This is a genomic window from Aeromicrobium sp. HA (assembly GCF_027171405.1).
Lineage (GTDB): Bacteria > Actinomycetota > Actinomycetes > Propionibacteriales > Nocardioidaceae > Aeromicrobium > Aeromicrobium tamlense.
Genome location: NZ_CP114372.1, coordinates 1,114,210 through 1,127,281, shown reverse-complemented (window position 1 = coordinate 1,127,281; position 13,072 = coordinate 1,114,210). Strand labels below are relative to the sequence as shown.

Here is a 13,072-nt window from a genome sequence, read left to right as displayed (position 1 = left end):
TCAGCCTCGCTTCTGTCGGACGATCTGCTCCTGCTCGACGTCCTCGTCGGCGAGTGCGTCGAACTCCTCGTGGCCGGCCTTGATCGATCCACCGTCGCTGGTCTCGAACTGGTCGAGGAAGGAGTCGTACGCGCCGTCGAGCGTCTGGGCGCTCGAATCCTCGAACTTGCCGCTCTCGCGGATCGCGTCGAGGACACCGGAGTGCGAACGCTTGACGTAGTCGAGGAACTCGGCCTCGAAGCGGTGCACGTCGTTGACGGGCACGGCGTCGAGCTTGCCCGTGGTGGCGGCCCAGATCGAGACGACCTGCTGCTCCATCGGGAACGGGTTGTACTGCGCCTGCTTGAACAGCTCCATGAGGCGCTGTCCACGGGCGAGCTGGGCCTTCGACGCGGCATCGAGGTCGGACGCGAACATCGCGAACGCCTCCATGGCGCGGTACTGGGCCAGCTCGACCTTCAGCGAGCCGGTGACGGCCTTCATCGCCTTGGTCATCGCCGAGCCGCCCACGCGGGAGACCGAGATGCCGACGTCCACGGCGGGACGCTGGTTGGCGTTGAACAGGTCCGACTGCAGGAAGATCTGGCCGTCGGTGATCGAGATGACGTTGGTCGGGATGTACGCCGACACGTCGTTGGCCTTCGTCTCGATGATCGGCAGACCGGTCATCGAGCCCGCGCCCAGGTCGTCACTGAGCTTGGCGCAACGCTCGAGCAGCCGCGAGTGCAGGTAGAAGACGTCACCCGGGTAGGCCTCGCGGCCCGGCGGGCGGCGCAGCAGCAGCGACACGGCGCGGTACGCCTCGGCCTGCTTCGACAGGTCGTCGAAGATCACCAGGACGTGCTTGCCCTGGTACATCCAGTGCTGGCCGATGGCCGAGCCGGTGTACGGGGCGAGGTACTTGAAGCCCGCCGAGTCCGACGCGGGAGCCGCGACGATCGTGGTGTACTCCAGGGCGCCGGCTGCCTCGAGCGCGCCGCGCACGGAGGCGATCGTCGAGCCCTTCTGGCCGATGCCGACGTAGATGCAGCGGACCTGCTTGCTCGGATCGCCCGACTCCCAGAACTCCTTCTGGTTGATGATCGTGTCGATCGCGATGGCGGTCTTGCCGGTCTGACGGTCGCCGATGATCAGCTGGCGCTGGCCACGGCCGACCGGGGTCAGCGAGTCGATCGCCTTCAGGCCGGTCATCAGGGGCTCGTGGACGCTCTTGCGCTGCATGACGTTCGGCGCCTGGAGCTCGAGGGCACGACGTCCCTCGAGGTCAGCGATCTCGCCGAGGCCGTCGATGGGCGTGCCGAGCGGATCGACGACGCGGCCGAGGTAGCCCTCGCCGACGGGGACCGAGAGGACCTCGCCGGTGCGCTTGACCTTCTGGCCTTCTTCGATGCCCTCGAAGTCACCGAGGATGACCACACCGATCTCGCGGACGTCGAGGTTCAACGCCAGACCGAGGGTGCCGTCCTCGAACTCGAGCAGTTCGTTGGCCATCGCCGAGGGAAGACCCTCCACCTGCGCGATGCCGTCGGCCGCCGTCGCGACGACGCCGACTTCTTCGGCCTCGCCCTGCGTCGGGGTGTAATCCGACACGAACTTCTGCAACGCGTCGCGGATCTCCTCCGGACGAATCGAGAGTTCAGTCATGCTGTGTGCCTGCCTTCTTGTGCGAACGATGCGTTCTGGTCAGCCTGCGATGCGCCGGCGGGCGGCCTCGAGGCGGGTGGACATGGTGGCGTCGACGACCTCGTCGCCCACGGAGACGGCGATCCCGCCGATCACGGACGGATCGACCACGGTGTTGAGCTGGATCGCGCGGCCGTAGCGACGCGAGAGGGCGTCGGTGAGCCGCTGGCGCTCGGCGTCGTCGAGGTCGTAGGCCACGCGGGCGACGGCGACGAGCCGGTCCTCACGCGCTGCGACCTGACGGCTGAACGCCTCGAGGACCCGCTCGAAGGAGCCGGAGCGTCCGACCGCGGCCTGGCCCAGGAGGGACAGGGTCGACTCGGAGACCTTTCCACCGAAGACGTCCTGCAGCAGGGTGGTCTTCGCCGCGACCGGAACGGTCTTGTCGGAGACGACCTGACGCAGCTCGTCGGACTGGTGGATGACGCGACCGGCCTCGAACAGCTCGTTCTCGAGATCGTCGCCCCGGCCGGCCTCGTCGGCGGCCCGGGTGAACGCCGCGACTCCGGCGATCTCGAGGCCGTCGGTGAGGTCACGACCCGCGGCCCAGCGACCGCCGACCGCGGCCTGCAGGACCGCGAGGGCGTCCTGGCTGACCTTGCCGTCGAAGATGCCGGCGGCGAGCGTGCGCTTGCCGTCGGCCTCGATCGAGGGATCGGTCAGCACCCGACGCGCCGCGACGGCGGAGTCGAGGGCCTCGACGATGCCGAACAGCTCGGCGCCGACCTGGGCCGCCGACGCGCCCGGCACCGCGGAGACCGCGGCGAGGGTCGCGTCGAGCGACTTGGCAGACGATCCGCGCATCAGTTCGCCGACCCCTCGAGCTCGTCGATGAAGCGCTGCACCGTGCGACGCTGGGCATCGGTGTCGGCGAGGGACTCACCGACGATGCGACCCGCGAGCTCGGTGGCCATGCCGCCGACCTCGGACTTCAGCTGCGCGATGGCCTGCTGGCGCTCGGCCGCGATCTGGGCCTGCGCCGCCGAGACGATGCGCGCGGACTCGGCCTGAGCCTGCTCGCGCATCTCGACGACGATCTGGGCGCCCTGCTCGCGCGCCTCCTCGCGGATGGCGGCGGCCTCGTGCCGGGCCTCGGCCAGCTGCGCCGTGTACTGCTCGAGCGCGGCCTGGGCTTCCTTCTGCGCCGACTGCGCCTCCTCGATCCCGCCCTCGATGGCGGCCGTGCGCTCGGCGTAGGCCTGCTCGAAGTTCGGAATGACGAACTTCCGGATGAGGAAGTACAGGATCGCGAAGACGACCACTGCCAGCACGATCTCCGAGAGGATCGGCATCAGCGGGCTGTGTTCCTCGCCTTCGGCAGCCGTGGCGAGAATCGTGGAGTACATCAGTCAGTTCCTGACGTTGTCAGAGGACGAAGGCGAGCGCGATGCCGATGATGGCCAGGGCCTCGGCAAGAGCGAAGCCGAGGATCGCGATCGTCTGGAGGCGGCTCTGGGCCTCGGGCTGACGGGCGACGCCGTTGATGTAGGCGGCGAAGATCAGACCGATGCCGACGCCCGGGCCGATGGCGGCCAGGCCGTAGCCGATCATGTTCAGGGAGCCGAGGGTTTCGAGATCCACGGATTTTTCCTTTCGTTGACGACGCAGGGCGCGCCGTCGGTTTGCGAAAACTGGGAGGCTATTCGGTTGTGGCCGGCGCTCAGTGCTCGTCGGCGAGTGCCCCACCGATGTACATGGCGGTCAGCAGGGTGAAGACGTAGGCCTGCAGGAACAGGACCAGCAGCTCGAGGAAGCTCACGGCGATGCCCAGGACGAACGACAGCGCGCCGACCGGGATGTACCAGGGGTTGCCGGAGTCGAGGATCAGGTAGGCCGCACCGGTCGCGAAGAGGATCAGCAGCAGGTGGCCGGCGAACAGGTTGGCGAAGAGACGAAGCGCCAGCGTGACCGGGCGGACCAGCACGGTGGACAGGAACTCGAGCGGGATGATCAGCACGAGGATCGGGCCGGAGATGCCGCCCGGGACCGTGACGTGCTTGAGGTAGCCGAGGAAGCCGTGCTTCGCGACGCCGACGCCGTTGAAGACGAGCCACACGAGCGCCGCCAGCGGCAGCACGAAGCTGAAGCGCGAGAACGACGGGAACTGCAGGAACGGGATGAGGCCGAAGTAGTTGTTCACCAGGATGAAGGTGAAGAGCGAGAACAGCAGGGGCACGAACTTCATGAAGTCGTGCGAGCCGATCGAGTCGCGGGCGACGCCGTTGCGGACGAAGCCGTAGACGTACTCGCCGGCGAACTGCAGCTTGCCCGGGACGACGGCCTTGTTCTTCGAGGCGGCCCAGAAGAAGCCGACGATCAGCGGCACCGAGAGGACCAGCAGGAGCATCGGCTTGGTGACCCCGAAGTCACCGATCGAGAAGACCGGAGGGAGGTCGAAGCTGGCCGGCCCGGGGGCGTGATAGCCCTCAGAGTCCGAGGCGGCGTTCAGCACGGCGGTCGTCACGGCGGACAATCGATCACCCTTCTGTGGCGTCGAGCCCTGTCGGCCCCGACGTCGGTCGGCAGTTCGCGCGGGTCACTTCTCGCGTTGCGCCATCGCGACCGTGAGAATGCCCAGTGCAGCACCCACCACGACTCCGATGGCCACCATGAACGACGTGTCCCACCATCGGTCGAGCAGGAAGCCCACTCCACCGTAGAAGATCACTCCACCGGCCACACGCCCGAAGGCAACCCACGGATCCTGCGGCGGCGGTGCGTCGTTCATTGCACCCCGAATCTATCAGGGCCGTTTGCAGCCGCTGCAGGCAGGTCGTGAAAGTTGTCACTTGCTCGCGTGCGACCCGTTTCGCAGCGTCGAGGACACGCGGGCGAGGCTCAGTCGCGACCGGTTTCGCCCGGTTCTCCAGCGGTCTTCTCGGGCAGGTCGTACATCGGCGTGCGGTCCCGGGTGGCGTCGACGAGTCGGGCGGTCAGCCACGCGAGGGTGGTGGCGATCACCGTGACCGAGACCGACTCGGGGTCGATCGGGCCCGAGTCGCCGGACGAGCGCTGCAGCACCACGAACAGCGCCAGCAGGGCGACGACCTTCGTGAAGAAGAAGATCAGCGCGAACATCATCGACAGGCCGGGCGTGGCCTTCGCCACGGGTCCGAGGACCGCCGGGGTGGTGGCGAAGAACGCCAGCACGATGACGCCGCCGATGATCGCGCCCAGGAGCCCCTCGACGCCGACGACCGCCGCGGCCACGACGGTGCAGACCACGATCACCGCGAGCGCGATCCACGGGGCGAGCTGGCGTCGTTTCACGACCACACCTTCGATTCGAGTCGGGGAAGCAGGAAGATCGCGGCCGTCACCAGGGCGGTGATCAGCGCGATCGCCACGAAGAGCTGCCAGCCGCTGAACAGGCCCACCGCGACCACCCCGAACGCGACGAGCGCCGCGGCCGCGTACATGAGCAGCACGGCACGACGGTGCGAGTGCCCGATCTCGAGCAGCCGGTGGTGGATGTGCATCTTGTCGGGGCTGAACGGCGACCGGCCCGCACGGGTGCGCCGCAACACCGCCAGGCCCATGTCGAGGAACGGGATCGTCAGGATCGCGAACGGCAGGATCAACGGGAGTATCGCCGCGGGCAGCAGGCTGGAGTCGGCGCCGCCGATGCCCTCGGACAGGCTCGTGGCCGGGAACTGCCCGGTGAGGCTGATCGACGAGCACGCCAGGACGAAGCCCAGCAGCATCGAGCCGGAGTCGCCGATGAACATGCGAGCCGGGAAGAAGTTGTGGGGCAGGATGCCCAGGCACGCACCGGCGAGGCTGATCGTGAGCAGCGCGGCCGCGACCGCACGGGTCTCGCCGTTCTCGACGGCGAGGACGAACGCGTAGATGAAGAACGCGATCGACCCGATCGCGGCCATGCCGGCGGCCAGTCCGTCGAGGCCGTCGACGAAGTTCATCGCGTTGGCCGTGGCCACGATGAGGAAGACGGTCAGGATCATCGCCTGCGCCTGATCGAGGCCCAGGTAGGTGTTCGGCAGCGGCAGGTAGACGAAGTGCAGGCCCATCGCCACGGTGATGACGCCGGCCAGCACCTGGCCGGCGAACTTGCTGAGCGCGTCGAGCTCGAAGAGGTCGTCGATGATGCCGACGATGCAGATGACGCTGGCGCCGACGAGGACGGCGCGGACGTCGGCGTAGAGCGACGCGTCGCCGCCGGAGAGGAACGGCAGGTGGGTGGCGGTCAGGTACGCCGCGACGAGTCCGCCCAGCATCGCCGGCCCGCCGAAGTACGGCGTGGGGATGGCGTGGACGTCGCGGTCGCGCACCTGGGCGACGGCGCCGAGCTGCTGGGCCGTCTGCCGCGCGATCGACGACAGCAGGTACGCGACGCCGATCGCGACGCCGAAGACGACGAGGTACTCACGCACCGGCTCCACCGCCGGCGGGCTCGATCGTGTTGTTGTAGCGGTGCAGCGTGGCGAGCTCGATCGCTCCCTGGCGCAGCACGCGCGGCACGGGGCCCGTGACGTCGAGGATCGTGGACGGCGTGGAGCCGGCGGACGGGCCACCGTCGAGGTAGACCTTCACGGACTCTCCCAGCATGGCCTCGGCCTCGTCGGCCGACTCGGCCGCGGGGCGACCACTGAGGTTGGCACTGCTGACCGCGCTGGGGCCCGAACGGCGCAGGACGGCGCGCGTGCGCTCGTCGTCGGGGACGCGGACCGCCACGGTGCCGTGCGTCTCGCCGAGGTCCCACGTGAGCGACGGCTGGGCTCGGAACACGACGGTCAGCGGGCCGGGCCACAGGTCCTCGAGCATCGTCTGCAGCCACGCCGGCGGGCGCTCGGCGACGAGCGCGTCGAGCGTGGCGGGATCGGCGATGAGTACGGGCGGTGGCATGTCACGACCTCGGCCCTTCGCCTCGAGCAGCCGCGCGACCGCCATCGCGTCGAACGCGTCGGCAGCCACGCCGTAGACGGTGTCGGTCGGCAGCACGACGAGCGCGCCCTCGCGCAACGCCGAGACCGCCGCCTCGACACCCTCGTCGAGCTCGGTCGCGCAGTCGAACCTCATGGGTCAAGGTTAGGGGTCGACACCGGCACCCACGGCGCGGGATGCCGCCGGGGGGATCGTTAGAATCGTCAGGATGCGTTCCTCCAGGCTGGTCACCACCGACGTGGCGCGATGACCCCGTCCCCCACGCTGGCCGCCGTCCTGGCCCTGAGCTCGGCGCTCGGGTTCGCGTTCTCGACCTCGTTCCAGCACCTGGCCGCAGGACGCGTGCAGCTCACCGTGACGCATCCCCTGCTCGTGCTGCTGCAGCTCCTGCGCAGCCCGCGCTGGCTGGCCGGCAGCTCGATCGGGCTCGTCGCGTGGCTGCTCCACGCGGTCGCCCTCAACCTCGGCACCCTGTCGCTCGTCCAGCCGATCATCCTGCTGGGCGTCGTGCTCGCGGTGGTCGTGAGGTCGGCGCTCGACCGCCGCTGGCCGCGCCGCAACGAGCTGGCCGGCGTGCTCGTCACGATCGTCTCGCTCATCGCGGTGGTCTCCGTGGCCGACACGAACCACGGCGGCGCGATGGCGCCCACCGGCCTGATGCTGGCCGTGGCCGGAACGGGCGTCGCGACCGCGCTCGTCGTGACGCGCTTCGCGAACGAGCTCCCGCGGCGCGGCATGGCCGCGTTCTTCCTCGGCATGACCGCGGGCATGCTGTTCGGCATCACCGCCTGCCTGATGAAGGTGGTCGGCAGCGCGATCGGCGACCACGGCGTCCCCGGGTTCCTCGGCACCTGGTCGCCGTGGGTGCTGCTGGCGTGCGCGTTCCTCGCGATGTCGCTCAACCAGCGCGCCTACCAGCTCTCGCGCCTCTCGCACTCGATGCCGGTGCTCAACGTGACGTCGGTGCTGCTGTCGATCCTGCTCGGCGCGCTGCTGTTCGACGAGTCGCTGCCGACCTCCCCCGCGACCCTGGCCCTGCAGGCCCTCGGCCTCGTCGGCATCGCGTGGGGCCTCTACCGGATCGCCGACGCCGGCCCCCGGGCCCGCGTCGCCTGACCTCCGCCTCCGCGCCCGCGCCCGCTAGCTCCACTTCTGGAACGGTCTGCACCGTTCTCGACCACGAAAGCGTGCATCCCGTTCCAAAAGTGGGACGGGACGAAGCGGGAGCTAGGGGCGGCGGGCGGTGACGTAGCGGGGGCGGTCGGCGAGGTCGGCGTGGTCGCGGACCTCGGCCCAGCGGGCCGTGAAGACCGCGGGGGCGGACTCGCCCTGGGCGTCGGCGTGCTCGGCGCCGACCACTCCCCCGGAGCGCAGGAGTCGCCAGGCGACCTGCTCGACGACGCGCATCGCGTCGAGACCGTCGTCGCCGGACCACAGCGCGAGCTGGGGGTCGTGGTCGCGGGCCTCGGGCGCGACCGACTCCCACGCGTCGAGCGGGATGTACGGCGGGTTCACCACGACCACGTCGACCGTGCCGTCGAGGTCGCCGAACGCGTCGGCCATGTCGCCGCGGCGCAGGTCGACTCCGGTGCCGTCGAGGTTGCGCAGGGCCCAGCCGTAGGCGGACTCGTCGAGCTCCACGGCGTGCACCCGGGCCTCGGGCACCTCGTGGACCACCGACAGCGAGATCGCGCCGGAGCCGGCGCACAGCTCCACCACGACCGGCGGACGGCCCTGCGCGAGGACCTCGCGCGCCGAGTCGATCGCCCAGCCGGCGAGGAGCTCGGTCTCGGGGCGCGGCACGAAGACGCCCGGCCCCACCTCGACGTCGACGTAGCGGAACGCGGCCGAGCCGGTGATGTGCTGCAGCGGCACGCGACGGGCGCGGGCGTCGATCATCTCCAGGTAGGTACGGCGCTGGGCGTCGTCGACCCGCGCGGTCAGCGTGAGCAGCGCGCGCGGCGTGCCGGTGACGTGGCTCAGCAGGACCTCCGCGTCGTGGCGCGGGGACGCGACCCCGCCCTCCTCGAGCCGCGCGGCGGCGTCCTCGAGCAGGCGGCGCGTGCTCATCCGCGGTCCTCGAGCGCGGCGAGCCGCTCGGCCAGGTCGGCCTCGACGAGCGAGCCGATGACGTCGTCCAGGGCGCCGTCGATGACCTGGTCGAGGTTGTAGGACTTGAAGCCGGTGCGGTGGTCCGAGATGCGGTTCTCGGGGAAGTTGTAGGTGCGGACGCGCTCGGAGCGGTCGACCGTGCGCACCTGCGAGCGGCGCGCGTCGGCGGCCTGGGCGTCGGCCTGCGCCTGCGCGGCGTCGAGCAGCCGCGAGCGCAGGATCCGCATCGCCTGCTCCTTGTTCTGCAGCTGCGACTTCTCGTTCTGGCAGCTCACGACGATGCCCGTGGGCAGGTGCGTGATGCGCACCGCCGAGTCGGTGGTGTTGACGCTCTGACCGCCGGGTCCGGACGAGCGGAACACGTCGATGCGCAGGTCGTTGTCGTTGATCTGGACGTCGACGTCCTCGGCCTCGGGCAGCACCAGGACGCCGGCGGCGGACGTGTGGATGCGTCCCTGCGACTCGGTGACGGGCACGCGCTGGACGCGGTGCACGCCGCCCTCGAACTTCAGCAGCGCGTAGGGGGCCTCCCCCGGCTCGGGCGTGCCCTTGGCCTTCACCGCGGCCGTGACCGACTTGTAGCCGCCGAGAGCCGTCTCGGTGGAGTCGAGCACCTCGACCTTCCAGCCGTGCTGCTCGGCGAAGCGCGAGTACATCCGCAGCAGGTCGCCCGCGAACAGAGCCGACTCGTCGCCGCCCTCGCCGCCCTTGATCTCGAGGATGACGTCCTTGCCGTCGGCCGGGTCGCGCGGGACGAGCATGCGCTCGAGGCGCTCGGCGAGCGCGGGGACGCGACGCTCGAGGGCCTCGGCCTCCTCTGTCATGTGGAGCTCCTGCGCGGCGACGAGGTCCTCGCGGGCCTCCTGCCACTCGCGGTACACCCGGATGATGGCGGTGAGCTCGGCGTAGCGTCGCCCGAGGTCGCGCGCACGGCGCGCGTCGGAGTGCACGGCCGGATCGGCCAGCTGCTGCTCCACCTCGGCGTGCTCGTCGATCAGCGACTCGACGGCTTCGAACACGTCGTCACCTCCTTGCCTTCGGGTGCCCGGACACGACAACGGCGCCGATCGCTCCGTAGAGCGACCGGCGCCGGAGAAGTCCTACTTCTTGCCGTAGCGCTTCTCGAACCGGGCCACGCGGCCGCCGGTGTCGAGGATCTTCTGCTTGCCCGTGTAGAACGGGTGGCAGGCCGAGCAGACGTCGGCGCGGAGGGTGCCCTCGGTCGCCGTGCTGCGGGTGGTGAACGAGTTGCCGCAGGTGCAGGTGACCTGGGTCTCCACGTACGCGGGGTGGATGTCCTTCTTCATGATGTCCTCTCGTGTGGTCGCCGGGTCGGGACGCGGGGCGCGGACCGTGAACCGGAACCAAGGATCGATTGTGCCAGTCGGCACTGGCATAACCCAAATCGGGGCCCGGGTGTTCCCGGCGTTCCGAAAAACCCCGCACCGCCTACTATGACCTCCATGCGCACCGGGAGACTCAAGACCATCCTCGTCACCCTGGTGATGCTCGTCGTCATCGGCGGAGCCGGCCTCTACATCGCGAGCGAGTACGGCCGCTCCCGCGCCATCACGGTGATCGCGGCGGTCGGACTGATCGCTGCCCTCACGTGGGTGGTGCTGGCCGTGGTGTCGATCGCGACCGCGACCCGCGCCCGCCGGGTGGTGTCCGAGGAGGACACCACCCCGCGCAACGAGCAGCGCCCGGTGGCGCGCCGCACGATCCTGCCGGGCGACGACCAGCAGGTGGGTCGTCGTCGCCGCAAGGACGTCTCCGACGCCTGATCAGGCCGGCAGCAGCGCCTCGATGTCCTGGGCGATGTCCTGCGGGCTGGTCGTGGAGCCGTAGCGCTTGACGACGTTGCCCTCGGGGTCGACGAGGAACTTCGTGAAGTTCCACTTGATCGCCCCGCCGAGCACGCCCTTCTTCTCGGACTTGAGCCACTGGTAGAGCGGGTGCGCGTCCGAGCCGTTCACCTTCACCTTGGAGAACATCGGGAACTGCACGCCGAACTGCGACTCGCAGAACGTGGCGATCTCGCCCTCGGAGCCGGGCTCCTGGCCGCCGAACTGGTCGCACGGGAACCCCAGGACGACGAAGCCACGCTCGGCGTACGTGTCGTAGAGGTCCTGCAGCGGTCCGTACTGCGGCGTGAAGCCGCACTGCGAGGCGGTGTTGACCACGAGCGCGACCTTGCCGCGGTAGTCGGCCAGCTGCTGCTCGATGCCGTCGATGGTCGTGGCGCTGAAGTCCCAGGCGGTCGTCATGCCGCGAGCCTAGCGACGAGGGCCCGGTCCCCTGACGGGAACCGGGCCTTCGTGGATCGGCGGAGGCGGCTCAGGGCCGCCCACGGTCAGCTCTGACCGTCGTTGGACCCGCCGGGCATCGTCTTGTTGATCTCCATCAGGAACTCGACGTTGTTCTGCGTCTTCTTCAGCTTGCCCAGGATGAGCTCGAGGCCCTGCTGGCCCTCGAGGCCCGAGAGCAGGCGACGCAGCTTCCACACGATGGCCAGCTCGTCGCGGGCCATCAGCAACTCCTCGCGGCGCGTGCTGGAGGCGTCGACGTCGATCGCCGGGAAGATGCGCTTGTCGGCGAACTCGCGGCGCAGGCGCAGCTCCCAGTTGCCGGTGCCCTTGAACTCCTCGAAGATCACCTCGTCCATGCGCGAGCCGGTCTCGATGAGCGCGGTGGCCAGGATGGTCAGCGAGCCGCCGTCCTCGATGTTGCGCGCGGCGCCGAAGAACTTCTTCGGCGGGTACAGCGCCGAGGAGTCGACGCCACCGGACATGATGCGGCCCGACGCGGGCGCGGCCAGGTTGTAGGCACGACCCAGGCGCGTGATGCCGTCGAGCAGCACGACGACGTCGTGCCCCAGCTCGACGAGGCGCTTGGCGCGCTCGATGGCCAGCTCGGCGACCGTGGTGTGGTCCGAGGCCGGTCGGTCGAACGTCGACGCGATGACCTCGCCCTTGACGGTGCGCTGGAAGTCGGTGACCTCCTCGGGACGCTCGTCCACCAGGACGATCATCAGGTGGCACTCAGGGTTGTTCTCGGTGATCGCGTTGGCGACCTGCTGCATCACCATCGTCTTGCCGGCCTTGGGCGGCGAGACGATGAGGCCGCGCTGGCCCTTGCCGATCGGCGAGACGAGGTCGATGACGCGACCCGTCATGCCGCCGGCCTGGCCCTCGAGGCGCAGGCGCTCCGACGGGTACAGCGGCGTCAGCTTCGAGAAGTCGACGCGGCGCTTGGCCTCCTCGGCGTCCGACCCGTTGACCGAGTCGACCTTGACCATCGGGTTGAACTTCTCCTTGCGCTCGCCCTCGCGGGGCTGGCGCACCTGGCCGGTGATCGCGTCGCCGCGACGCAGGCCGAGCTTGCGCACGAGCGACATCGAGACGTAGACGTCGTTCTCGCTGGGCAGGTAGCCCGTGGTGCGCACGAAGGCGTAGTTGTCGTGGATGTCGAGGATGCCCGCGGCCGGCACCAGGACGTCGTCCTCGGTGAAGGTGGGGTTGTCCTCGAGGCGGCCACCGCTGCCACCGCGGTTGCGGCCACGGCGGTTGCGGCGGCGTCCGCCGTCGTCGTCGCGGTTGTCGCGGCTGTCGCGGTTCTGGTCGCGGTTGTCGCGGCCCTGGTTGTCGCGGTTCTGGTCGCGGTTCTGGGTCTCGCGGTTCTGGTCGCGGTTCTGGTTGTCGCGGTTGCCCGCGCCCTGACCCTGGCCGCGGCCCTGGTCCTGGTTCCGGTTGCGTCCCTGGCCCCGGCCCTCGCGGTCACCGGACTCGCGGCGATCGCCCTTGTCCTGCGCCTTGTCGCCCTGGGCCTTCTCGCCCTGGCCGCGGTCGTTCTGACCCTTGTCGCTCTTCTCGCCCTGCGGCTTGTCGGCCTTCGCGGGCTTCTCGGCCTGGTCGGCCTTCGCCTCGACCGGCTCGGCCTGCGCCGGCTCGGCCTGCGGGGCGGCGTCGGCGGCCGGCTCGGCGGCGGCGGGCTTCTTGGCGCGGGCGGGGCGCGAGGTCTTCGTCTCGGCAGGCACGTCGATGAGCGTGTCCTGGCTGGCGCGCGGCGCCTCAGCCGGCTTCGCGTCGCCGCGAGCGGTCTTGATGGCGTCGATCAGCTGGCCCTTGCGCATCTTGGCGGCACCTTCGATGCCGAGGCCGTTGGCGATCTCCTGGAGCTCGGCGATCACCTTGCCACCGAGCGCTCCGCCGGACTTGCGGGGAGCCTTCGCGGGGGCCTTGTCGGCACCCTCCGCGGGAGTGGGATCGACCGTGGTTGATTCCGTCACACGTTGTCCTTATCGGGAGGCCACGTTCCTGCCGACGCCGGTCGGGTTCGCCGACGGTGCGTCGCGTTCAGGATCGCCCGTATCCGA

General features: G+C 69.9%; 16 protein-coding genes. 2 read left to right on the top strand and 14 right to left on the bottom strand.

Annotated features, from left to right (window positions below):
- From atpA to O3S82_RS05455, 9 genes are all read right to left on the bottom strand, one after another.
- Window positions 1–1,644, bottom strand: coding sequence for a F0F1 ATP synthase subunit alpha (gene atpA, locus O3S82_RS05495; RefSeq protein WP_269306168.1), 1,644 nt, complete (start codon window positions 1,642–1,644; stop codon window positions 1–3).
- Window positions 1,645–1,683: 39 nt separating this feature from the next.
- On the bottom strand, window positions 1,684–2,487 hold the full coding sequence (locus O3S82_RS05490) for a F0F1 ATP synthase subunit delta (RefSeq protein WP_269306166.1): 804 nt from the start codon (window positions 2,485–2,487) through the stop codon (window positions 1,684–1,686).
- Window positions 2,487–3,029 carry a F0F1 ATP synthase subunit B gene (locus O3S82_RS05485; RefSeq protein WP_269306164.1) on the bottom strand — a complete coding sequence of 181 codons (543 nt, stop codon included), beginning with the start codon at window positions 3,027–3,029 and terminating at the stop codon, window positions 2,487–2,489. The genes O3S82_RS05490 and O3S82_RS05485 overlap by 1 nt, the downstream gene beginning before the upstream one ends.
- Before the next feature lie 19 nt (window positions 3,030–3,048).
- Complete coding sequence (gene atpE / locus O3S82_RS05480) at window positions 3,049–3,234, bottom strand: ATP synthase F0 subunit C (protein ID WP_179428207.1); 186 nt, start codon at window positions 3,232–3,234, stop codon at window positions 3,049–3,051.
- A gap of 109 nt (window positions 3,235–3,343) precedes the next feature.
- Entirely contained in the window at window positions 3,344–4,147 is an 804-nt protein-coding gene (gene atpB, locus O3S82_RS05475) for a F0F1 ATP synthase subunit A (protein WP_269307038.1), read from the bottom strand.
- A gap of 72 nt (window positions 4,148–4,219) precedes the next feature.
- Window positions 4,220–4,411 (bottom strand): hypothetical protein, encoded by a 192-nt coding sequence (locus O3S82_RS05470; protein WP_179425543.1) that lies wholly within the window; start codon window positions 4,409–4,411, stop codon window positions 4,220–4,222.
- Between the two features lie 110 nt (window positions 4,412–4,521).
- A complete protein-coding gene (locus O3S82_RS05465; protein WP_179425545.1) occupies window positions 4,522–4,953 on the bottom strand; it encodes a hypothetical protein in 432 nt (143 codons plus the stop codon).
- Entirely contained in the window at window positions 4,950–6,074 is a 1,125-nt protein-coding gene (locus tag O3S82_RS05460; RefSeq protein WP_179425547.1) for an MraY family glycosyltransferase, read from the bottom strand. The genes O3S82_RS05465 and O3S82_RS05460 overlap by 4 nt, the downstream gene beginning before the upstream one ends.
- Window positions 6,067–6,720, bottom strand: coding sequence for an L-threonylcarbamoyladenylate synthase (locus tag O3S82_RS05455; protein ID WP_269306163.1), 654 nt, complete (start codon window positions 6,718–6,720; stop codon window positions 6,067–6,069). The genes O3S82_RS05460 and O3S82_RS05455 overlap by 8 nt, the downstream gene beginning before the upstream one ends.
- A gap of 111 nt (window positions 6,721–6,831) precedes the next feature.
- Here O3S82_RS05455 and O3S82_RS05450 point away from each other — a divergent pair, with 111 nt between their 5' ends.
- Window positions 6,832–7,701, top strand: a complete 870-nt coding sequence (locus tag O3S82_RS05450) for a DMT family transporter (protein ID WP_269306162.1) — start codon at window positions 6,832–6,834, stop codon at window positions 7,699–7,701.
- A gap of 111 nt (window positions 7,702–7,812) precedes the next feature.
- Here O3S82_RS05450 and prmC read toward each other — a convergent pair whose 3' ends face one another.
- The 3 genes from prmC to rpmE form a co-directional block, all read right to left on the bottom strand.
- Window positions 7,813–8,655, bottom strand: coding sequence for a peptide chain release factor N(5)-glutamine methyltransferase (gene prmC / locus O3S82_RS05445; protein ID WP_179425553.1), 843 nt, complete (start codon window positions 8,653–8,655; stop codon window positions 7,813–7,815).
- Window positions 8,652–9,716, bottom strand: coding sequence for a peptide chain release factor 1 (prfA, locus tag O3S82_RS05440; protein ID WP_179425555.1), 1,065 nt, complete (start codon window positions 9,714–9,716; stop codon window positions 8,652–8,654). The genes prmC and prfA overlap by 4 nt, the downstream gene beginning before the upstream one ends.
- 81 nt (window positions 9,717–9,797) lie before the next feature.
- The gene (rpmE, locus tag O3S82_RS05435) at window positions 9,798–10,004 is read right to left on the bottom strand and encodes a 50S ribosomal protein L31 (protein WP_179425557.1); all 207 of its coding nucleotides are present in this window, start codon (window positions 10,002–10,004) and stop codon (window positions 9,798–9,800) included.
- A 156-nt stretch (window positions 10,005–10,160) separates the two neighbouring features.
- On the opposite strand from rpmE, the gene O3S82_RS05430 reads away from it, so the two are divergent.
- Complete coding sequence (locus tag O3S82_RS05430) at window positions 10,161–10,481, top strand: hypothetical protein (protein WP_179425559.1); 321 nt, start codon at window positions 10,161–10,163, stop codon at window positions 10,479–10,481.
- On the opposite strand, the gene O3S82_RS05425 is transcribed toward O3S82_RS05430, so the two are convergent.
- Both O3S82_RS05425 and rho read right to left on the bottom strand, forming a co-directional pair.
- Window positions 10,482–10,964 (bottom strand): glutathione peroxidase, encoded by a 483-nt coding sequence (locus O3S82_RS05425; RefSeq protein ID WP_179425561.1) that lies wholly within the window; start codon window positions 10,962–10,964, stop codon window positions 10,482–10,484.
- Between the two features lie 86 nt (window positions 10,965–11,050).
- The gene (gene rho / locus O3S82_RS05420; RefSeq protein ID WP_442864700.1) at window positions 11,051–12,985 is read right to left on the bottom strand and encodes a transcription termination factor Rho; all 1,935 of its coding nucleotides are present in this window, start codon (window positions 12,983–12,985) and stop codon (window positions 11,051–11,053) included.
- Window positions 12,986–13,072 lie beyond the last annotated feature (87 nt).